The sequence below is a fragment of the Streptococcus cristatus genome, assembly GCF_003943535.1.
In the GTDB taxonomy this organism is placed as follows: Bacteria; Bacillota; Bacilli; order Lactobacillales; family Streptococcaceae; genus Streptococcus; species Streptococcus cristatus_L.
This window is the reverse complement of record NZ_RJPU01000001.1, coordinates 143524-163619: the sequence shown is the minus strand read 5'-3', so window position 1 is coordinate 163619 and position 20096 is coordinate 143524. Positions and strand designations below refer to the sequence as shown.

At 44.1% G+C, this 20096-nt stretch carries 19 protein-coding genes and 1 pseudogene; 3 read left to right on the top strand and 17 right to left on the bottom strand.

The window, feature by feature from the left end; translation table 11 throughout:
- The first annotated feature begins 1 nt into the window (after position 1).
- Positions 2-876: pseudogene (locus tag D8790_RS00865) on the top strand (SDR family NAD(P)-dependent oxidoreductase).
- Positions 877-1149: 273 nt separating this feature from the next.
- On the opposite strand, the gene groL reads toward D8790_RS00865, so the two are convergent.
- From groL to D8790_RS00800, 13 genes are all read right to left on the bottom strand, one after another.
- Entirely contained in the window at positions 1150-2772 is a 1623-nt protein-coding gene (gene groL, locus D8790_RS00860; protein WP_125387247.1) for a chaperonin GroEL, read from the bottom strand.
- Between the two features lie 23 nt (positions 2773-2795).
- On the bottom strand, positions 2796-3077 hold the full coding sequence (gene groES / locus D8790_RS00855) for a co-chaperone GroES (protein WP_125387246.1): 282 nt from the start codon (positions 3075-3077) through the stop codon (positions 2796-2798).
- A 142-nt stretch (positions 3078-3219) separates the two neighbouring features.
- Positions 3220-3510 (bottom strand): hypothetical protein, encoded by a 291-nt coding sequence (locus D8790_RS00850; RefSeq protein WP_005591588.1) that lies wholly within the window; start codon positions 3508-3510, stop codon positions 3220-3222.
- Between the two features lie 17 nt (positions 3511-3527).
- Positions 3528-4367 carry a PTS system mannose/fructose/sorbose family transporter subunit IID gene (locus D8790_RS00845; RefSeq protein ID WP_125387245.1) on the bottom strand — a complete coding sequence of 280 codons (840 nt, stop codon included), beginning with the start codon at positions 4365-4367 and terminating at the stop codon, positions 3528-3530.
- A gap of 1 nt (position 4368) precedes the next feature.
- Entirely contained in the window at positions 4369-5214 is an 846-nt protein-coding gene (locus D8790_RS00840; RefSeq protein ID WP_005591586.1) for a PTS mannose/fructose/sorbose/N-acetylgalactosamine transporter subunit IIC, read from the bottom strand.
- A 124-nt stretch (positions 5215-5338) separates the two neighbouring features.
- Positions 5339-5833: a PTS sugar transporter subunit IIB gene (locus D8790_RS00835; protein ID WP_125382829.1), complete on the bottom strand. Its 495-nt coding sequence runs from the start codon at positions 5831-5833 to the stop codon at positions 5339-5341.
- Positions 5834-5871: 38 nt separating this feature from the next.
- On the bottom strand, positions 5872-6306 hold the full coding sequence (locus D8790_RS00830) for a PTS sugar transporter subunit IIA (RefSeq protein ID WP_125387244.1): 435 nt from the start codon (positions 6304-6306) through the stop codon (positions 5872-5874).
- Positions 6307-6485: 179 nt separating this feature from the next.
- Positions 6486-7766 carry an ABC transporter substrate-binding protein gene (locus tag D8790_RS00825; protein WP_125387243.1) on the bottom strand — a complete coding sequence of 427 codons (1281 nt, stop codon included), beginning with the start codon at positions 7764-7766 and terminating at the stop codon, positions 6486-6488.
- Positions 7763-8446: a response regulator transcription factor gene (locus D8790_RS00820; RefSeq protein ID WP_061908824.1), complete on the bottom strand. Its 684-nt coding sequence runs from the start codon at positions 8444-8446 to the stop codon at positions 7763-7765. The genes D8790_RS00825 and D8790_RS00820 overlap by 4 nt, the downstream gene beginning before the upstream one ends.
- On the bottom strand, positions 8439-9752 hold the full coding sequence (locus D8790_RS00815; protein ID WP_125382837.1) for a sensor histidine kinase: 1314 nt from the start codon (positions 9750-9752) through the stop codon (positions 8439-8441). Before D8790_RS00815 ends, D8790_RS00820 begins: the two co-directional genes overlap by 8 nt.
- Positions 9752-10738 (bottom strand): substrate-binding domain-containing protein, encoded by a 987-nt coding sequence (locus D8790_RS00810; RefSeq protein ID WP_125387242.1) that lies wholly within the window; start codon positions 10736-10738, stop codon positions 9752-9754. Before D8790_RS00810 ends, D8790_RS00815 begins: the two co-directional genes overlap by 1 nt.
- A gap of 211 nt (positions 10739-10949) precedes the next feature.
- The gene (locus tag D8790_RS00805) at positions 10950-12728 is read right to left on the bottom strand and encodes an ABC transporter ATP-binding protein (protein ID WP_125387241.1); all 1779 of its coding nucleotides are present in this window, start codon (positions 12726-12728) and stop codon (positions 10950-10952) included.
- A 1-nt stretch (position 12729) separates the two neighbouring features.
- A complete protein-coding gene (locus tag D8790_RS00800) occupies positions 12730-14436 on the bottom strand; it encodes an ABC transporter ATP-binding protein (RefSeq protein WP_125387240.1) in 1707 nt (568 codons plus the stop codon).
- Between the two features lie 157 nt (positions 14437-14593).
- Here D8790_RS00800 and D8790_RS00795 point away from each other — a divergent pair, with 157 nt between their 5' ends.
- Entirely contained in the window at positions 14594-15610 is a 1017-nt protein-coding gene (locus tag D8790_RS00795; RefSeq protein ID WP_125387239.1) for an NAD(P)H-dependent glycerol-3-phosphate dehydrogenase, read from the top strand.
- 30 nt (positions 15611-15640) lie between these two features.
- Entirely contained in the window at positions 15641-16543 is a 903-nt protein-coding gene (gene galU, locus D8790_RS00790) for a UTP--glucose-1-phosphate uridylyltransferase GalU (protein ID WP_125387238.1), read from the top strand.
- Positions 16544-16834: 291 nt separating this feature from the next.
- Here galU and D8790_RS00785 read toward each other — a convergent pair whose 3' ends face one another.
- The 4 genes from D8790_RS00785 to dapD form a co-directional block, all read right to left on the bottom strand.
- On the bottom strand, positions 16835-17518 hold the full coding sequence (locus D8790_RS00785) for a rhomboid family intramembrane serine protease (RefSeq protein WP_125387237.1): 684 nt from the start codon (positions 17516-17518) through the stop codon (positions 16835-16837).
- A complete protein-coding gene (locus D8790_RS00780; protein WP_125387236.1) occupies positions 17502-18038 on the bottom strand; it encodes a 5-formyltetrahydrofolate cyclo-ligase in 537 nt (178 codons plus the stop codon). The genes D8790_RS00785 and D8790_RS00780 overlap by 17 nt, the downstream gene beginning before the upstream one ends.
- A 19-nt stretch (positions 18039-18057) precedes the next feature.
- Entirely contained in the window at positions 18058-19191 is a 1134-nt protein-coding gene (locus D8790_RS00775) for an N-acetyldiaminopimelate deacetylase (protein ID WP_125387235.1), read from the bottom strand.
- A gap of 87 nt (positions 19192-19278) precedes the next feature.
- Positions 19279-19977, bottom strand: coding sequence for a 2,3,4,5-tetrahydropyridine-2,6-dicarboxylate N-acetyltransferase (gene dapD / locus D8790_RS00770; protein ID WP_125387234.1), 699 nt, complete (start codon positions 19975-19977; stop codon positions 19279-19281).
- Between the last annotated feature and the right edge of the window lie 119 nt (positions 19978-20096).

Genomic DNA, 20096 nt, shown 5'->3' with positions numbered 1-20096 from the left:
GATGGTCAAAACGATTCTGATTACAGGTGCTACTGACGGTATCGGTAAACATTTGGCAAAGAAATTAGCCAGTGAAGGCCATCATGTCACCTCCATGGTCGAAATCCTCAAAAACTTGAGCTGGCACTTCAAGAGGTTCGTTCAGTCTCCTTGAGAGGCAGAGTTTCTAGCTACCTCGCAGATTTTTCAAAATTAGACGATGTTTATCGATTTGTAGAGGAAATCAAGAGAGACTTTAAAAGTATCGATGTCTTGTTTAACAATGCAGGCCTGTATGCAGGGAAAGAACGAAAAGCGAGTGTTGAAAATGTCGAGTTGACTTTTATGTTATCCGTTCTGGTTCCCTATATTTTAACAACTGAGCTAAGTTCCTTGTTAGAAAAAGCGGCTGACGGCCGTGTCATTAATACTTCTTCCTATATGCATCATTTTGCCAAGGTCAAGGATTTGGACTTTGGTTTTGAGAAAGAATACAATCCAGGATTGGCCTATAATAATTCCAAACTTTACACGATTTGGATGACACGCTATCTAGCAAGGGATTTCTTTTTAAGAGGTTCAAATATCACTATTAATGCCTACCATCCGGGCTTGATTTCAACTAACTTAGGGAATGATTCTAGTGATGAAAAGACGAAAAAGTCTCTCTTCGGACGCCTGATGAAGTCTCTCTCAAAAAATCTAGATGAAGGGATTGAAACAGGCTACTATCTCACCTTATCAGAGGAAGTCAGGGGCTTGACTGGCTACTATTTTGATGAGAAGAAAGTGAAGTCAGTATCTGAAAAAGGCTACACACTTGAAAAAGCTAAAACTTTAATCACTTATTGTAATGATAGAATTGAGTTGTTCCAAAACAAGTCCGAAACAGTTTAACGTTCTTAGTCCTTGCTAAGCAGCGTTAATTTTCAAAACTAAAGTATTCTCTACTGCTATCAGATTATTTGCCCCATTTTGAAATAATAACATTTACAATCACTCCAAGCAGCTTTCGAAAATCATTTACATTTCAACCTTTTTCATTATTTTACGAGTTTTTGTCTCATTATCCGCACAATAAAAAGACTTCAAACCATTGTTTTTGACCAATAGTTTGAAGTCTTTTTTACTTTATTGATTTCAAAAAAGTTGTACTTTCTTCGATGTGTCTTACATCATGCCGCCCATCATACTTGGGTCCATAGCTGGTGCTGCTGGCGCAGGTTCTGGCTTGTTGGCCACAACAGCTTCTGTTGTCAAAATCAAGCTAGCAACTGAAGCGGCATTTTGCAGGGCTGAGCGCGTCACCTTAACTGGGTCAATGATTCCAGCTTCAATCATGTTCACCCATTCGCCAGTTGCGGCATTGAAGCCTGTACCTGCTTCAGAGTTTTTCAGGCGGTCAATGATGATAGAGCCTTCAAAACCAGCATTCAAAGCGATTTGACGAACAGGCTCTTCCAAAGCGCGGAGAACGATGTTACGACCTGTCGCTTCATCACCTGTTAATTCGAGGGCAGCTACTGCATCCAATACGCTAACAAAGGCTGTACCACCACCAGACACGATTCCTTCTTCTACTGCGGCACGAGTCGCATTAAGGGCATCTTCAATGCGGAGTTTCATTTCTTTAAGTTCAGTTTCAGTTGCAGCACCGACCTTAATCACCGCCACACCACCAGACAATTTAGCCAGACGTTCTTGCAGCTTTTCTTTATCAAACTCAGAAGTTGTACTTTCGATTTGCGATTTGATAACGGCCACACGATTGGCAATAGCTTCTGGATTGCCAGAGCCTTCCACAATCACAGTGCTATCCTTGTCAACAGTGACTTTAGAAGCTTGTCCAAGCGCTTCAATAGTAGCGTCTTTGAGCTCTAGGCCAAGATCATCTGTAATTACTGTACCGCCTGTCAAAATAGCGATGTCTTCCAACATAGCCTTGCGACGGTCACCGAAACCTGGTGCTTTAACAGCCACTACATTGAAGGTACCACGAATCTTATTAAGAACCAATGTTGGCAAAGCTTCACCATCCACATCATCTGCAATAATCAAGAGCGGACGGTTGGTTTTCAAAATACTTTCCAACAATGGCAGAATTTCTTGAATGTTAGAAATTTTCTTGTCTGTAATCAAGATATAAGGATTATCCAGATCAGCCACCATTTTTTCACTATCCGTCACCATGTATTGAGACAGGTAACCACGGTCAAACTGCATTCCTTCTACGACATCCAGCTCTGTTTCCATACCTTTGGACTCTTCGATGGTGATAACGCCATCGTTGCCAACTTTTTCCATAGCTTCAGAGATGTACTCGCCGACTTTCTCGCTGCGAGAAGAAACGGCGGCAACCTGAGCAATCGCTTCTTTGTTAGAAACCGGAATCGCCGTTTCTTTCAGAGCGCTGACAGCAGTCGCAACTGCTGCTTCAATCCCGCGGCGGATACCGATTGGATTGGCACCAGCAGTGACGTTTTTGATGCCTTCACGGACGATAGCCTGGGTCAATACAGTAGCAGTCGTTGTTCCGTCCCCAGCAATATCATTGGTTTTTGAAGCAACTTCTGATACTAGCTTAGCACCCATATTTTCAAAATGGTCTTCCAGTTCGATTTCCTTGGCAATGGTCACACCGTCATTGGTAATGAGGGGTGAGCCAAAAGATTTGTCCAAAACAACATTGCGACCTTTAGGGCCCAAGGTTACCTTGACAGTATCTGCTAAAATATCCACACCACGAACCATTGCGCTGCGTGCATCTGATGAAAATTTAATATCTTTTGCCATTTTTAAACCTCTTTCTTAGATTTTTACTCCACAATTGCAAGAATGCTTGCTTCCCCAACAACCAAGAATTTCTCATCTTGATCTTTGACTTCAATGCCAGCATGGCTTTCAACTAAAACCTTATCACCTGGCTTAACACTTGGTGCGACCAATTCTCCGTTGAGCGTGCGGATGCCTTTGCCAACTGCGATGACTTTTGCCTCTTTTGTCGCGTCTTGTCCTGCACCAGCAATGACAAAGCCACCAACTTTCTGTTCTTTTTCTTCTACTTTTAAGACCACACGGTCACCTAATGGTTTTAACATCTTTATTCCTCCAAAGATTGAATTTTAGCACTCTACAACAAAGAGTGCTAATCTATAGTTATTATTTTATCACTTGGTCAGAAATAGTCAAGAAAAAACTTTGCCGAATGACAAAGTTTTTGGGGGAAATTAATTGGAAACATTATTGAGCTAACTTCAGTTTCTCTTCAAAATCATCAATAACCTTTTGAAGATTTAGTCTACCCTTGTAGATGCCATAGCCAAAGACCAGCATGACAAGAATTCCCAAAATAGCTAAGATGACTCCTACGATGAACAGAAGCAGATTGGTTCGATGAAAGAGATAGATCAGGACAAAACCGATACTGGCAATGGTAAAGAAAAGACTAAACCAGCGTCCGAGATTTTCGATCATATGCTTCTGGTATTGAATTTCTGTTTCATAGCCTTGAATCAATTCTTGTTCTGTCATGATTTTCCCTCTTTTTCTTAATATTGGAGACCTGGATTAAAGAAGCCAGCCAGTACTCCAAGGAAGGCGATAACAACTAGAATGAGCATCACTTTGATTGGAGAAAGGTTCTTCTTGGCCATGAGCCACCAGCAAAATACGATAAAGACAGCTGTTAAGAGACCTGGATAAACACCATCTAATTTATCTTGTAAGACAAGGTAAGGCTCTTTTTCACCCGGATTGGTCAATTGGAAGGAAGTTTTGATAGGTACCCAAGTCGCTGCAACAGCACCGATAACCATTCCACCGACAATCCCAACAGATTTACGGATAGCTTGCCCTTGTTCTCCTACTAAGAATTCAACAGCCTTGTCTCCCAATTCATAGCCTTTAAAGTAAGCAAAACGCATACCGAAATAAGCCAGCAGGTTCCAAACTAGGATATAGAAGATGGCACCGACAGGTGAGCCTCCATTTGAAAGCCCCATTGAGATCCCCAAAATAACTGGAATCAAGGTTCCAACGATCAGAGAGTCACCGATACCGGCAACCGGCCCCATTAAGCCAGCCCGAAGTCCGTTGATGGTTTCGTCATTTACTGCTTCTGCACCATTGGCACGCGCTTCTTCCAAACCAGCTGTGATCCCAACGACTAGGGTACCCAGCTGAGGTTCCGTGTTGAAGAAGGCTGTATAAGTGTGCATAGAACGTGCTTGCTCTTCTTTTGTATCGTACAATTCTTCCACGATTGGCAGCATAGAGGTCAAATAACCAAAAGTCTGCATATGCTCTTGAGAGAAGCAGGTCAAGTGACCATAGTACCAGTGGTGGAATGATTTGGTCAGTATTTTTTTAGATATTTTTTTAGTTGCCATCTTAGATGTCCTCCTCATCATCATCGTCAAAATCACCTACTGCCACAGCACTAGCTTTGACATTTTTCGCCATCTGTACTTCATAGAAGAGCAGGGCAAAGATTAGTGATACAACTGCACTAGACACAAGGTTGAGACCAAGTGAAGCAGCCAAGGTAAAGCCAACGAAGAATGGGACAAAGTCTGTCACCTTTTCAACGATTTGTTTCAAGAGAATCGCAATACCGACACATGGAAGGAGAGAACCTACTGTAAAGAGGGTTTTCATTGGTAGACCATCCATTGGGAGGGCATCTTTCAGAGCTGTAACGGCATCAGCACCGTAACGGCAAAGAATCAGTGTTGGCAAGAAAGAGAAGAGGAAGTGGGAAACCCATGGCAAATACCAGTCAACTGCATACAATTTTTTGTATTCTCCCTGTTCGACCGCTTTCCAGCCCATGTGTTGCCATACCAAGTTCATCGTTGCTGTTCCGTAGAAGAGAACAGTTCCCAGCGTACCAACCAGCACACCCATTGATTTTGCAAAGTCAGCAGCCTGCTGCGCATCTGAAATTCCTTGTGACTTGATCGCAACCATTGCCAAAGGAATACCGATATAAGAAACTGCACGGACATCGGCCGAAACAGTACCGCCAGGTGTTACCAGCGCGATATACACCAACTGCATGGCTACCCCACAGATAATCCCGAGGCTCACATCTCCTAAAATCAAACCACAGACGAGGCCTCCGACAAGCGGACGTCCAAGTGTATAGTTACCAATACTTGAGCCACCCATACCCGGCATAGAAGACAAACTAGCAAAGATACCGAGGATTGCGGCTTGCAACCAAGAAATTGTCATAATCTTTCTCCTTTAAGTAAGATTGAGCAGTAGCAGGATCTCAGTTCCAAATCCCTCAAACAGACCTTGCCTGGCAAGGCTATCGAAAGTCCAAAACTTTGCACTGCTTAACTTCTGCTCCTGTTTAAAAACCAAATTTAGATTTGAAATCGCTCCAGTAACCGATAGAAACGTCTGGAAGTAGCTGGAATTTTACCTTATAACCTGCTTTTTCAATCGCTTCAATCGCTTCAGCTTCTTCTTGCGTGATGGATTGATTGTTGCCCAGCTTGACAGCTCCCGGACGATCATTGGCTGGCCCGACGATGATTTCTTTGACATTACCTGGCACAAAGCCTTGGTCCACCAAGATTTCTTTCATATCAATCGGATTTTTAGTAATCAAGAAATAACGGCTGTCAGATTCGGTTACCTTGCCAGATTTTTCCTTGAAGGCTTCCTTGGTCCAAACGAAAGTTTTCTTGTCAGAAGCCCCTTTGTAGGCTTGGATCAAAACTTTGTTGCTTGCCGCTGCATCATTGACTGCAATCAGCCCATCGCAAGGATATTCCTTAGCCCAACGAGTGACCGTTTGACCGTGGATCATGCGGTCGTCAATCCGTACAAATGTTACTACCATTTTGAATCTCCTATCTAATTTAGTAAATGAATAACTTTTTAAATATTGTCGTCTTCCTCATCATCGTCTGATGAGACTTCAAACTCCTGCAAGGCTGCCGTCGCTTCTGAAAGAATCGTCTGAGCAAGGTCTTTGCCTTCCAGCATATCCTTCATCACAAGCCCAGTGAGCCCCATTGTCAGATTCAGTCCTCCAAGAATGACTGCCGAATCCAATTTACCCAATTCCGCTAAGACACTAGCGGCTGTGGTCAAAGGACTGCCTCCTACAATATCGGCCAAAACCAAGACAGAATCCTCTGCTTCTAAACCTGCCAAGGCTTGGCGGAAATCAAGAGTAAAATCATCAACTGATTTCCCCTCTTTCAGACCTACAGCGATGATTTGGTCTGTTTTATCACCAGCAAACATCTTCAAGGAGCTTTGTACGCCTTCAGCTAGCCCCCCGTGACTGACCAGTACAAGATATTTCATCTTTCCTGCCTCCTTATTTTCTTGATTCTATTGTACACAAAATGAAATCGCTTCCCTATTGTCAAATGTCACTTTGAAAAGATGACAAATGTGAGTTTAGATGTGACAAATGTCATATTGGTCTAGTCATCCGTTACTTTCTTTCTGACTTAATTAGAAATAAAAAAGAAAGCAGAAAATTATCTGCTTTCTATTTCTCTTTGAATGCTCGGCAAGGTACTGTCAATTTCTTGATTTCCCAGAGCTTCCTTAATCAAATAATCAAGTCTTTCCAAGGTCTGCCGATCGACTGCTTGTCCAATATCTATGATAGAACGCTCCATCATACTATCTAGCCTCTCAGAAGTCAGAGAATCCAAGCCGAAGTCATCTGCCTGCAGAATTTGTTTGGTTTGCTGACTTTTCACTACGGAGGGCAAGACTGAAGTTCCCTGCGATTTTTCAAACAAGGTCTGCTGGCTCTCTTTGTCCTGTGACAACAAGAGCATAAATTCCCAAGCCAGCTTCTCTTGCTTAGTGTTGGAAGACATGCCAAAGAGGGAGGTCTTGACCTGTGTTCCCATCACCTTACTGTTGGCTGTCGGCATGGGGATACAGGTCCAAGAAAAGCTAGAATACTTGGCAACATGATAAGGATAAGGCTTGTAGGTCCGATACTGAGCCAAGCTCATGGGATAGAAGGCCACCCGTCCCTCATCAAAGTCATGAGAAGTCACCTTATAGTGCTGGCTGAGCATGTCCAGCTTGCTCATAAAGGCCAAGGCTTGGTGCATCTCTGGGCTGTCTACATTGATACCGGATTTATCGGTCAGATGGCCGCCGTAAGCTACCAGAGCCTGCTGCCAAGTATAATCTGTAATACCGTACTGATCCACCACACCATCGCCATTGGTATCCTTGGTTACTTTCTTGCAAATCTCATAGAAATCCGCCAAAGTCCAGCCTGACTCAGGAATGCTAATTCCTTCTTTTTCAAGCAGATCTTTATTAACACACATCATGATAGGATTGCTCTCGACTGGAAGAGCATAGCTGACTCCCTGATATTGCCCAGCTTCATAAGCGACGGGATAAAAGGCTGTCCGTTCATCATCCGTTAAAAGGGTATCCAAGGATTTGAGGGCACCAGCAGAAGCCAACATACTAAAGTCATTTTCTGGCATCATAAAAAGATCCGGCTGTTCGCCTTTTAAGACTTGCTCTGCCAGCCAGTCAGCATAATCCTTCTTGGGAATCCCGCTTTCGTAGACGACCTTGACATGGGGATGTGTCTTTTCAAACTTTTTAATCAGGTTGTCCAAGACCTTGTTTTCACGACTATTTGGAACATCCCAGCTCGAGCCCGCATAGACACCGATGCGCAGGACTTTTTCATGGCTAGACGACCAGAGAGCAAAGCTTAAAACACCTGAAACAATAACTAAAACAAGAAGCATCAAATGCCTGAATCGCCACTTCATTTGTCACTTCCCTTGCTAAAGTCTCGCTGGGTCACTCCTGTCTGAACCGCCCAAATAGCCAACTGAGTTCGGTCACGCAAATTCAGTTTAGACAGAATCCCTGATAGGTAGTTGCGCACGGTCCCTTCCGACAGATAAAGCTTGGCCGCAATTTCTTTATTGGAAATCCCAAAGCCAATCTGCTGGATAATCTTCCACTCCGTCCGGCTCATGTCCTCTACATTTTCCTCTGACACCGTGATAGCAAAGTTGGACTGGGCCATCTGTGAAAAGATTTTGAAGACCTTGGTGGCAATATTGGGATTGATCATGGCTCCGCCCCGATAGACTGTCTGAATGGCTTCGTGAAGCTCTTCTGTCGAGACCCCTTTTAGAATGTAGCCAGAGGCACCGTATTTGAGAGCGGAGAAGATAAATTCATCGTCATCAAAGGTCGTCAGAATGATAATCTTAACATCTGGATACTGCTCTTTGACAGCCTTGGTACAGAGCACACCGTCCATGACTGGCATGCGAATATCCATCAAAATCACATCTGGGCGCACTCGATGAAGCTTTTCCAGCACTTCCTTGCCGTCTCCGACTGTCCCGACTACCTCAATATCTGCGTGGGCAGACAGAATGATTTGCAGAGACTCACGAATCAAGGCCTGATCGTCTGCAATTAAAACTTTAATCATTCCAACCTCCTATTTTAGGGATTTCAATGTAGGTATAAAAACCTTCTCGATTTTCAAAATGAACCTTCCCGCCGATAATAGCCAATCGTTCCTGCATTTGCTTCAAACCATAGCCATAATGCAATTCATCAAACCCCACACCATCATCTCGAATGGTCATAATATAATTTTCTTTTTCTAATAACTCAATCCAAACGGTCTTAGCATGCCCGTGACGCACAGAATTGGTAATTGATTCCTGAACAATACGGAACACAATATCTTCTTTAGCAATGTCTAAATCGATAGTATCCCATTCATAGAGAAAATGGATATCCAAATTGGAAATGGCTTCATACTCTCGGATGATCTTGAGCAAAGCCTCTTTCAGACTATTATTCTCCAGAGTGCCTGGCCGCATTTTATTGAGCGAGCCTCGAACATCCCGAATCCCGTCACGAACGACGACCGAGACATTGTTGAGCTGCTCTTTGGCCCGCTCGGTATCAATATCCACTAATACCTTGATGGCATCAATTCCCGCTGAGATACCCGTCAAAGCATGCCCCAGTGTATCATGAATCTCACGGGCAATCCGCTTTCTTTCTCGGTCTTCAGCAATTTTTTCCGATAAGGCTAGATAGCTATTCAGCTCCCGATTGGCCTGAGAAGCCATGCGAAGCTCCTCCTCAATCCGGTGCCGTTCTGTAATCGCCGACATGATATAAAAGAGCAAGGAAATCATAAAGACGACAATATTGAGGGAGAAAAGAAAGTTCTTACCAAAAAGCAACAGCAAACGTATAGATTCTGGATAAAAACGAATATAGGTATCCAATGAAGGCAGTTTGACAAAGAGTGACAGCAGGTCATAGTTTGACAATAGCAACATACTGAAACTCAAGATAATAAAGGAGAACCAGTATTTTTTGTCCTTGGAGGCATTGAACTCCTTAGATCCATAGAAAATATCTGCAAAAACAAGAAGAATCAACCCATTGTAAGACGAATGCAAAGCAGTAAAGATGACCAGCATCAGTAAAATCTCAATCATGGTCACCTTATCATAAACGGATAGCTGATTGGGATGCTTTTCCCGATAGTACATCACCAGCAATAGGCAGGCATAAAAGATTATGGAAATCAGAAAAATGAAACTGGGAGATCCTGGAATGGCATCTAAGCGTTCCAAAAGCGAGTGACTGAAGCCTCTTGTTACGACATAATTAGTTGCAAAAAGGTAAATCGAAGCATTATAGACAATGGCTATAAAATTGATGACCATCAGAGCTATTTTACTGTAAAAAATGCTTTTGTTTGGTTTCATTACTGCCACCCTGTAACTGTATACTCGCTGATATTGTCCTTGTTTATCAAGCGGACTGGTATCAAATACTGTCTATCACACGACTTCTCTTCCCGCAGCAGCTCAATCACTTCTGCCACCTTTCGTCCCATCTGAATAGGCGACTGGGCCACTGTTCCTTGAATGTCATTCGTATTGGCTAAAAAATTCTTAATATCTGGAGAGCCGTCAACCCCATAGATATAAATTTTTTCTGTCACACCTTGGTCCTTGATTGCTGCCAAGGCACCAATTGCTGCACGGTCATTAAGAGCCATAACAACGTTAAATTTCAAGCCATTGTCCAAGGCATTTTTGACCTGGGGCATGCTTTCTTCGGTCTGTCCCAAAGTCTCCAGCTGAGAAACGATTCGATAGCTTGGATGTCCCTTGATGGTATCCAGAAAACCCTGTAGCCGATCCATAGCTGAGATGGCATTCTGGTGTTCAAGTAAGAGAATATCCGCTTCGGAAAGCCGACCCATCATATCTTTAGCAATCAAAACTCCCGCTTGATAGTTATCCGACACGATAGTCGTATCAACGGCTACTTGCTTGCTCATCGGCGCATCTACCACGATAATGCGAATGCCAGCTTTTTTAGCTTCATTCAAAGCCCTGACAATAGCTGGGCTGTCACTCTTTACTGGATTGATGACGATGACATCCACCTTCTCTTTGATAAAATAAGCAATTTGCTGGCTCTGCTTTTTCTCATCCAACTCCGAATCACGAACATAGAGCCGACTCCCCTGCTGATTGGTTTTTTTCTCCAATTCAGCATTCAAGGTTTGATAAAAATCATTGTTCATGGTCATATAGGTTGCCCCGATTTTCATTTGATTGCTATCGGGCATACTAGCCTTAGCATAAATAAAAGCAAGGCAACAGATTGCCAGCACAAAAATAGACCAGAGAGCGCATTTCTGGCAAGTCTGAATCCTCTTTTTCCCCTTACTTGATCCCATTCCCATCTCCTAGTCACCTATACTTACTAACACTTCACTTACGTTTATTATATTATAATCAAGCGAAAAAGCAAAACGTTTCTTGAATCCTCTAATCAATCAGAGGCTAAACGACAGACTTTTTTAGCTTCTGATTTTTAGGGCGAGATAAATGAATATCAAAAACAAAAACGAAGGTAGCCTCATGAAATACCTCCGTTTCTGTATATATTTATTCAAATACAAATTGATTGTGGTAGAGCTCAGAATAGAAGCCGCCTAGATGCAGCAATTCATGATGATTGCCTCTTTCAATGACTTCCCCATCTTTTAAGACAATAATCTGGTCCGCATTTAATATGGTCTTTAGACGGTGAGCGATGACAAAGCTGGTTCGCCCTGCCACAATGGCCTCCATCGCGCTCTGGATCTTGCTCTCGGTTACCGTATCAACATTGGAGGTGGCCTCATCCAAGATCAGCACTTGAGGATCGGTCAAAAGGGTTCGAGCGATTGAAATTAATTGCTTTTGACCTGTTGAAAAGATGTTTTGATCATCATCTACGATTGTATCGTATTTATCAGGCAAGCTTTCAATATACTCGTGAATATGGGTAGCACGCGCAGCGATTTCAACCATCTCCTGACTGGCATCCGGTACTCCAAATCGGATATTGTCTCGAATGGTTCCGCTGAACAGGACAGAATCTTGCAAAACGATACCTACATGGCTGCGCAAGCTATCCAAGTCATAATCTCGGATATCGCGCCCGTCAAATTCGATACTGCCCTTATCCACATCGTAAAAACGATTGATCAGGTTCATGATGGTCGTCTTCCCTGATCCTGTCGGTCCTACAACGGCAATCATCTTACCTTTTGGCGCTGAAATGGAAACATCTTTCAAAATCGGCTTACCTTCGACATAAGAGAAATCCACATGCTTTATCTCGACGCCTTCTCTCAGCTCGGTAAAGGCTGGAGCATTCTGCGGGCGCACTTCCTCAGGCGCATCAAACATTTCCTGAATCCGATCCGCACCAGTGAAAGCCAGCTGCAGGCTTCCCCAGCTTGCCGCAACCTGAATGATAGGCTGATAGTATTGTTGAGAAAACTGTGTAAAGGTTGAAATCAGACCAATGGCTACTGAGGTCTTCACATTAGGATCATTGAGCATAATGGCTGAACCCACAAAAATCACGATAGCCGTATTGATCAGGCTCATTCCATTCATGACAGGAAAGAGCAAGCCAGCAAAAGCGCGTCCTTTAAAGGTTGCTGACCGAACCTTATCATTTTGTTGGACAAAGCCCTTGATCACTTCTTCTTGCATTCCCTGCACAATAACTGCCTTCTGGCCGGAAATCGTCTCATCCATATAAGCATTGAGTTGACCTACTTCTTTTTGCTGCAAGTCTGTGTACTTGCGAGCCAGCTTGACGATGGACACCAAGACAATGATGGCTACTGGCGTACTGGCAATCGTCACCCAAGCCAAGGTCGCATGCCGCATAAACATGATGATAATCAGACCAATGTAAAGAGCGATATTGCTCATCACTTGGACTAGGCTCTCGTTGAAAGCCTGCAAGATATTATCTAAATCGCTGGTAAAACGCGACAAGATATCCCCGTCTTGATGGCGGTCAAAGAAGGAAACGGTCAAGCGAGCCAATTTTCCAAAGAGACCCTTACGCATTTCATTGGTTGAGTAAGAAATGATCCGACTCATCAATAGCATGTAGATCAAGCTAGATAGCGAAAGGAAGATGAAAGCCAGCGCCAAATTCCACATGATTCCTTGGAAAGCGGCAAAGGCTGAAACATCACCTGAAGCAAGCTTGCCATTCGCAAAAGCACTGCCCAACTCCACCAGCTCACTGATGGCGAGACCAGTGAAAATCGGAAAGAGAACCTGTAAAACCGTAGAGATAACAATCATAATCATGACGACCAAAAAGGCCAGTTTATACTGTTTGAAATATTGCCAGAAAAATTTTGCTGTCTTCATCTTAGTCCTCCTTTCCTTTTTGAGTCTCATAAATTTCTCGGTAGACATCATTTGTAGCAACCAAGTCTGCGTGTCTACCTTGCCCAATCAAACGCCCTTGATCTAGCACCAAAATCTTGTCCGCATGAACCACGGAGCTAATCTTCTGGGCAATGATAATGGTTGTTGTTCCCTTCAAATCCTTGTTCAGCGCCTCTTGAACCAGCTTTTCGGACTTGGCATCCAGAGCGGAAGTCGAGTCATCTAGGATAAGAATATTGGGACTGCTGACGACACCACGCGCGATGGACATTCTCTGCTTTTGTCCGCCAGAGAAATTATTTCCCCGTTCTTCGACCTGGCTGTTGTAGGTATCTTCCATGCGATTGATAAACTCGCTTGCCTGAGCAATGCGCGCCGCCTGTTCTAATTCTGGCAGGCTGGCATTTTGCTTTCCTTGACGCAGATTGTCCGCAATCGTTCCCTTAAATAAAATAGCTTTTTGCAGAACAATAGAGACATTTTTTCTCAGCGAAGCTTCACTAATGTCTCGCAAGTCCTTGCCGCCAATCTTGATAGAACCTTCCTGAGGATCAAAAAGACGTGGAATGAGCTGGGCCAGAGTTGATTTTCCTGCTCCTGTCGCTCCGACAACACCAATCATCTCTCCTGGTTTGACTTCAAAGCTAATATCCTTGAGCATGGGCTCTGTATCTGTCGGATAGGTAAAGGTCACATGGTCAAAGACCAGACTACCTTCCAGATCTTCTTCAGCTTCATGCTTGAAGGTCATCGCTGGCTCTGTATCCAAGACCTCCTTGATCCGCCGAATCGAAACCATAGCACGCGTAACGGTATTGCCCAAAAAGCCAACCATGATAATAGTAAACATGATTTGATTCAAATAAGAAATGAAAGAAACAATCGAGCTAACCAAGCCTGGATCCATCTGTATCATGCTAGACAAGAGCCACATGGTCAGATAGACAGCCCCGTAGCCGACGATCATCATCATTGGTTGAACGATCGAAAAGGCGTATCCAATAAAGAGATTTTGCTCTAGAAGTTCATCTGAAACTTGCGTAAATTTCTGATACTGCTCTCTCTCCTGCACGAAAGATTTGACGACACGGACGCCACGCAGATTTTCTTTGGCAATCGAATTGATCTTTTCTAAGAGAACTTGGAATTTGGCAAAGCGTGGACCCATCAAACCCATCATCACTCCTGTCAAAAAGAAGACCAAAAAGACCATCAGGACAATGACCCACCACAAGGAAGGAATGGTCACCACCGCCAAAATAAAGGAACCTAAAAATAAAATAGGCAGGCGGAATAAAATCTGAAACATCATCATGACCAAATTTTGCACTTGGTTGATGTCATTGGTCATTCGGACGACTAGATTCCCCGCATTGAACTGTTCAATATTGGCATAAGAGAAAGTCTGGATTTTCCGAAAGGTTTTTTCACGTAAATCTGACGACACACCTTGCGCAATATAGGCTGCCAGGGTCACATTTGCCCCGCCAGCAAGCAGGCCAACCAAACCAAAACCCAGCAACCAAGCCCCTAAACGATAGATTTCTTCTCGATTTCCTGATAAAAGAGCATTCAAAACATCTTTTAAATACAAGGGCTGCAACAGCGAGCTAGCCAGCATCAGCGATGTCATAAGAAGAGATAAAAAGATAAATAATTTATAGGCTGATAAAGCTTTTCTGAACATAATTCCTCCTCGTAGATTTTTAACTTTGTTTAGCTTCCTTACTATATCATAGATAAAAACAATGTCAAGTAAGAAATTTCAGTTATTATATGGTACAATATAATAAATAACTCTAAATTGATTGAGTCCTTTTATAGGTCTCGTACAAGGAGAAAAGATGGATAAACAACGAATTGCTGTGATTGGTCCTGGTTCTTGGGGAACGGCTCTGTCGCAAGTCCTCAATGATAATGGCCATGAAGTCCGGATTTGGGGCAATATTGCAGAGCAGATTGACGAGATCAATCACCAGCATACAAATAAACGCTATTTCAAAGATATTGTTCTAAGCGAGGAAATTAAGGCTTATCACGACTTGAACGATGCTCTAGAAAACGTAGATGCTGTGCTTTTTGTCGTACCGACCAAGGTGACTCGTCTGGTAGCCCAACAAGTTGCGCAAACCTTAGATCACAAGGTAAAAATCATGCATGCATCCAAGGGATTAGAGCCTAATAGCCACAAACGAATTTCGACTATTCTGGAAGAAGAAATCCCTGCTGACTTGCGTAGCAAGATTGTCGTTGTTTCAGGTCCTAGCCACGCTGAGGAAACTATCGTCCGCGACATTACCCTGATTACCGCAGCATCTAAGGACCTTGAAACTGCTAAATATGTACAGGAGCTCTTCAGCAACTATTACTTCCGCCTCTACACCAATACCGATGTCGTTGGAGTGGAGACAGCAGGTGCTCTGAAAAACATCATCGCAGTCGGAGCTGGAGCTCTCCACGGACTGGGCTATGGTGACAATGCCAAAGCTGCCATCATCACACGCGGGCTGGCTGAAATTACCCGGCTTGGTGTCAAGCTTGGTGCCAGCCCTCTGACTTACAGCGGTCTTTCTGGTGTCGGTGACTTAATCGTCACAGGAACTTCTGTCCACTCTCGCAACTGGCGGGCCGGCGATGCATTGGGTCGTGGCGAAAAATTAGCTGATATTGAAGCTAATATGGGCATGGTTATCGAAGGAATCTCTACGACCAAGGCTGCCTACGAACTGGCTCAGGAGCTCGGTGTCTATATGCCAATTACCCAAGCTATTTACAAGGTCATCTATGACGGCCATGATATCAAAGACGCCATTCATGATATGATGAGCAATGAATTCAAAGCTGAAAATGAGTGGTCTTAATTTACAATATTTTTTATAAAGGAGAAATTTATGTCAAAAGTCAGAAAAGCAATCATCCCTGCAGCCGGTCTCGGAACCCGCTTCTTACCAGCCACTAAGGCACTGGCCAAGGAAATGCTGCCGATCGTTGACAAACCAACTATTCAGTTTATCGTCGAAGAAGCTCTCAAATCTGGAATCAAAGACATTTTGGTTGTCACAGGGAAGTCAAAACGCTCCATCGAGGACCACTTTGACTCCAACTTTGAGCTAGAATACAACCTCAAAGAAAAGGGCAAGAACGACCTGCTCAAGTTGGTGGATGAGACCACTGGTATTGGCTTGCATTTCATCCGTCAGAGCCATCCGCGTGGACTCGGGGACGCCGTCCTTCAAGCCAAGGCCTTCGTCGGAAATGAGCCTTTTGTGGTCATGCTGGGGGATGATTTGATGGACATTACCAATGACAAGGCAGTGCCACTCACCAAGCAACTCATGGATGACTATGCAGCAACCCACGCATCTACAATCGCAGTTATGCAGGTTCCTCATGAAGAAGTCTCTGCTTACGGCGTTATTGCACCACAAGGCGAAGGCGTCAATGGCCTCTACAGCGTTGAAAAATTTGTTGAAAAACCAGCACCAGAAGATGCACCAAGTGATTTGGCCATTATCGGACGCTACCTGCTAACGCCAGAAATTTTTGAAATCTTGGAGAAACAAACTCCTGGTGCGGGCAATGAAATTCAACTGACTGATGCTATCGATACCCTCAACAAAACTCAGCGCGTTTTTGCCCGTGAATTCAAAGGCGACCGCTATGATGTCGGCGACAAGTTTGGCTTCATGAAAACTTCTATCGATTATGCCCTCAAACACCCTCAAGTCAAAGACGATTTGAAACAGTACATTATCGATTTAGGCAAAAAATTAGATAAGAAAACGAAAAAATAATAGAAGTGCACAAGCAATAGATTAGCTAATGCGTTAGCTTTTATCATCGTACAGAAAAACACCTAGATTTACTAGATGTTAGATTGAAGAAAAAGTCCATTTTGGACAATTTCTTCAATCTTTTTCTTTTGCTGGATAAAGTAAAAAAACTCTTAAAAATAATATCACATCAACATCTCTAAAAGTTTTCACTATATGGTAATCAACCTCTATCAGCAAAAGAAAAATTGACGATAGAGGTTGGCAACATTTTGGAATACCGCTTTAAAAAGCGGTAATTGAATTCATTTCTCAAAAAATTGGTCGTTGAAAAGTCAGAAAAATCAAAATAGCTGCTAATCCAAGGTAGGCTGCCAATGCTAAAAACCGTTGAGACTTGCTAAAAGCGTAGCGCTCTCCCGAAACTGGTAAGATCACAGCTCCTAAAGCTCCGCCAACTAGACCGCCCAAGTGGCCTGCAAGGCTAATTCCCGGTAAAAAACTCATGACCAGATTGACAGCCAGTAGGCTCATATAGGACTGACCCAGCTGCTGCAGATAGTAGTTTCGCGTAGCAAAACGAAGCACGACAACGGAAGCAAAAAGGCCGAAAAGAGCAGTAGAAGCCCCAGCTGCCAAGCTATTGGGTGAAAAATAGACCACGAATAAATTCCCCATCACGCCTGACATCAGGTATAGGATCAAGAATTTCCAAGAGCCAAAGATAGCCTCAATCTGTCGACCAAGAAAGTAGAGCGTCAGCATATTGACCACAAAATGCTCCAAACCAATATGGATAAAAATAGCAGCAAAAACCCGCCAAAACTGCTCCGGCAGCGCTTGAATCGTATAACCATGTACGGCTCCAAAGTGATACAAGGCTTCGGAACTGCTGTATTGAAAACCGTAAGAAAGAAACATCAAGACAAAAACAAGGCTCGTCAGGATAAGCAAGATACTTGTCACGGGATAGTTTCTATCAAAGATTTGCTTCATAAATAAGTAACTCCTTTACTGCAACATCATGTTGAGCTGGTGTAAATTCTGCCTGTTGGACTGCATAAATAGTGCTGATGCTTGCTCCTGTATAATCAGCCAGATAGCGATCATAGTAGCCACCGCCGTAACCAATCCGAAAGCCTTGAGAACTGAAGACCACGCCTGGCACATGAATCAGATCAATTTCTGTCTTGTCCACAGCCTCTTCACTTATTGGCTCCAGCAGACCAAAAGAGCTTTTTTGCAGATGGCTTTCATCATAGTCCACAAATATCATCCGACCCTGGCCATAGGTCTTAGGCACTAAAACCCGCTTGCCATCCAACTGAGCCTGCTCGATAAAGGCTGCAGTTGAGACTTCATGCGGCATGGAAAGATAGGTAGCGATAACCTGAGCTTTTTGATAAGCTGCTGAATTGAGCAAGTGCTGGATCAGCCAGTTATCTGCCTGCTCTTTTTCTTTTCCCGACAGTTTCTTCATTTGCTTTAGTACAGTTTGTCGTAGTTCTTTTTTCATGCGGCTCACCCCACCTTTTTTATCTTTCGTTGATTTTATAATCTAGGAATTTCCCAATCTTTTCAATAGCAAAGGGCAGTGCTGCCTCGTCCGGTGTCATCTTGGGATGATGGAGGGCATAGGGGCTGTCCACTCCCAGCCAGAACATGACGCCCTTGACCTTGCTGAGCAGATAGCCAAAGTCCTCGCCTGTCATAGCCGGCGCAATATCAATCAGCTCTACTCCTTCTTCCTTCTGGAAAAAGTCCATCAATTCGTCTGCCAAGCCAGGATGATTTTCTACAGGTAGGTAGCCACCTTGTTTAAGCTCCAAGTCCAATTCCAGATCGAAACTTTGGGCTATGCCCTCTGCTATTTCCCGTAAGCGCTTCTGAGTCAAGATGCTCATCTCCTGAGTCAGAGTCCGAATGGTGCCATGCAAAAAGGCTGTTTCTGCGATGACATTGTTGGTCGTGCCAGCATGGAGCGAACCAAAGGTTACAACCGCCCCCTCGATCGGATCGACATTGCGGCTGACAATGGTCTGCACCTGGGTGATAAAGTAGCTAGCCGCCACCAAAGCATCATTGGCTTCATGAGGAAAAGCCGCATGCCCCCCCTTCCCCTTAAAGGTCAGCTTGACTTCACAGGTGCCAGCAAAGAGAGTTCCTCTGTTAGTCGCAATATCACCAACTTTGAGATCCGGCCGCACATGAAGTCCGTAAAATTCATCTGGCAGCCAGTCGCCAAATGCACCATCTTCATACATGAGCATACCGCCAGCTTCGTTTTCCTCAGCAGGCTGAAAGAGAAAGAGCAGATTGTGGATAGGCTGAGCGCTCACCGCTTGCTCCAGCAGGCCTAGAGCCACCGTCATGTGCATATCATGTCCGCAGGCATGCATGCGACCTTCATGAGTACTGGCAAAGTCCAGACCCGTCTCCTCCACAATCGGAAGGCCATCGATATCTGTCCGCCAGCCAATCGTCTTATCCGGCGAACTTCCCTTGATAAAGACCAAAATACCAGTCCGCCAAGTTCGGATTTCCACAAAGTCTAGACCTGCTGTCAGTTCATCAATGACCTGCATCAGGTAGGCATGGGTCTTGTATTCTTCCAGACCGATTTCTGGTATCTGGTGTAAATCACGTCGAATGTTCAGATAATCAAGCATTGTTTCTTTCCTTTAAAATCTTGTCAGTACAAACAAAGAGTCAGACCGCCCCGATGAAGTTCAAGGGCGGCTATCTTTTAACCAATATTAAAGAGTACGCAGAGCGTCTTCCAGAGCTGTCTTCTGCTGGGTCTTCTCGTCAATGGTCTTGATAACTCGTGCCGGAACACCAGCAACCACTACGTTCTCTGGCACATCTTGGGTCACAATCGCACCAGCCGCAACAACGGAACCACTGCCAATTTGTACACCTTCAATCACAACCGCATTGGCACCAATCAGCACATTGTCTCCAACCCGAACTGGCTCAGCGCTAGCTGGCTCAATGACTCCTGCTAGAACCGCACCAGCACCGACGTGGCTGTTTTTGCCGACAATCGCTCGTCCGCCCAGAATAGCACCCATATCAATCATGGTTCCCGCACCAATCTCCGCACCGATATTGATGACTGCCCCCATCATGATGACAGCATTATCACCAATTTCGACTTGGTCACGGATAATAGCGCCCGGCTCAATACGGGCATTGATGTCGCGCTTGTCCAAAAGCGGCACCGCTGAATTGCGGGCATCCTGCTCTACAACATAGGTCTTATTTTCCTCTAAGTTCACTAGGAGCGGCTTGATTTCTTCCCAGTCTCCAAAAAGAACATTGCCTAACTTCACAACAGACCAAGGAATCGCTCCGTGCAATTCTCCATCAAAGGTTACCTTGACAGGAGTTTTTTTCTTAGCATCAGCGATAAATTTGATGATTTCTTGAGCATTCATTTTCGTAGCAGACATGGCGTCACCTCTTTGTTCTTTCTATTCTTTGTTGGGAGAGGATAGTCCCTCTCCTATCCCTTTTATTTCTCTATTATAACACAATTCGGCTATGCAGTTGTGACTTTATTAGCAGCTAG

Excerpts from the sequence above, each read along its gene's own strand:
- groL (WP_125387247.1), bottom strand. The coding sequence starts at position 2,772 with ATGGCAAAAGATATTAAATTTTCATCAGATGCACGCAGCGCAATGGTT.
- groES (WP_125387246.1), bottom strand. The coding sequence starts at position 3,077 with ATGTTAAAACCATTAGGTGACCGTGTGGTCTTAAAAGTAGAAGAAAAA.
- D8790_RS00850 (WP_005591588.1), bottom strand. The coding sequence starts at position 3,510 with ATGACAGAACAAGAATTGATTCAAGGCTATGAAACAGAAATTCAATAC.
- D8790_RS00845 (WP_125387245.1), bottom strand. The coding sequence starts at position 4,367 with ATGGCAACTAAAAAAATATCTAAAAAAATACTGACCAAATCATTCCAC.
- D8790_RS00840 (WP_005591586.1), bottom strand. The coding sequence starts at position 5,214 with ATGACAATTTCTTGGTTGCAAGCCGCAATCCTCGGTATCTTTGCTAGT.
- D8790_RS00835 (WP_125382829.1), bottom strand. The coding sequence starts at position 5,833 with ATGGTAGTAACATTTGTACGGATTGACGACCGCATGATCCACGGTCAA.
- D8790_RS00830 (WP_125387244.1), bottom strand. The coding sequence starts at position 6,306 with ATGAAATATCTTGTACTGGTCAGTCACGGGGGGCTAGCTGAAGGCGTA.
- D8790_RS00825 (WP_125387243.1), bottom strand. The coding sequence starts at position 7,766 with ATGAAGTGGCGATTCAGGCATTTGATGCTTCTTGTTTTAGTTATTGTT.
- D8790_RS00820 (WP_061908824.1), bottom strand. The coding sequence starts at position 8,446 with ATGATTAAAGTTTTAATTGCAGACGATCAGGCCTTGATTCGTGAGTCT.
- D8790_RS00815 (WP_125382837.1), bottom strand. The coding sequence starts at position 9,752 with ATGAAACCAAACAAAAGCATTTTTTACAGTAAAATAGCTCTGATGGTC.
- D8790_RS00810 (WP_125387242.1), bottom strand. The coding sequence starts at position 10,738 with ATGGGATCAAGTAAGGGGAAAAAGAGGATTCAGACTTGCCAGAAATGC.
- D8790_RS00805 (WP_125387241.1), bottom strand. The coding sequence starts at position 12,728 with ATGAAGACAGCAAAATTTTTCTGGCAATATTTCAAACAGTATAAACTG.
- D8790_RS00800 (WP_125387240.1), bottom strand. The coding sequence starts at position 14,436 with ATGTTCAGAAAAGCTTTATCAGCCTATAAATTATTTATCTTTTTATCT.
- D8790_RS00795 (WP_125387239.1), top strand. The coding sequence starts at position 14,594 with ATGGATAAACAACGAATTGCTGTGATTGGTCCTGGTTCTTGGGGAACG.
- galU (WP_125387238.1), top strand. The coding sequence starts at position 15,641 with ATGTCAAAAGTCAGAAAAGCAATCATCCCTGCAGCCGGTCTCGGAACC.
- D8790_RS00785 (WP_125387237.1), bottom strand. The coding sequence starts at position 17,518 with ATGAAGCAAATCTTTGATAGAAACTATCCCGTGACAAGTATCTTGCTT.
- D8790_RS00780 (WP_125387236.1), bottom strand. The coding sequence starts at position 18,038 with ATGAAAAAAGAACTACGACAAACTGTACTAAAGCAAATGAAGAAACTG.
- D8790_RS00775 (WP_125387235.1), bottom strand. The coding sequence starts at position 19,191 with ATGCTTGATTATCTGAACATTCGACGTGATTTACACCAGATACCAGAA.
- dapD (WP_125387234.1), bottom strand. The coding sequence starts at position 19,977 with ATGTCTGCTACGAAAATGAATGCTCAAGAAATCATCAAATTTATCGCT.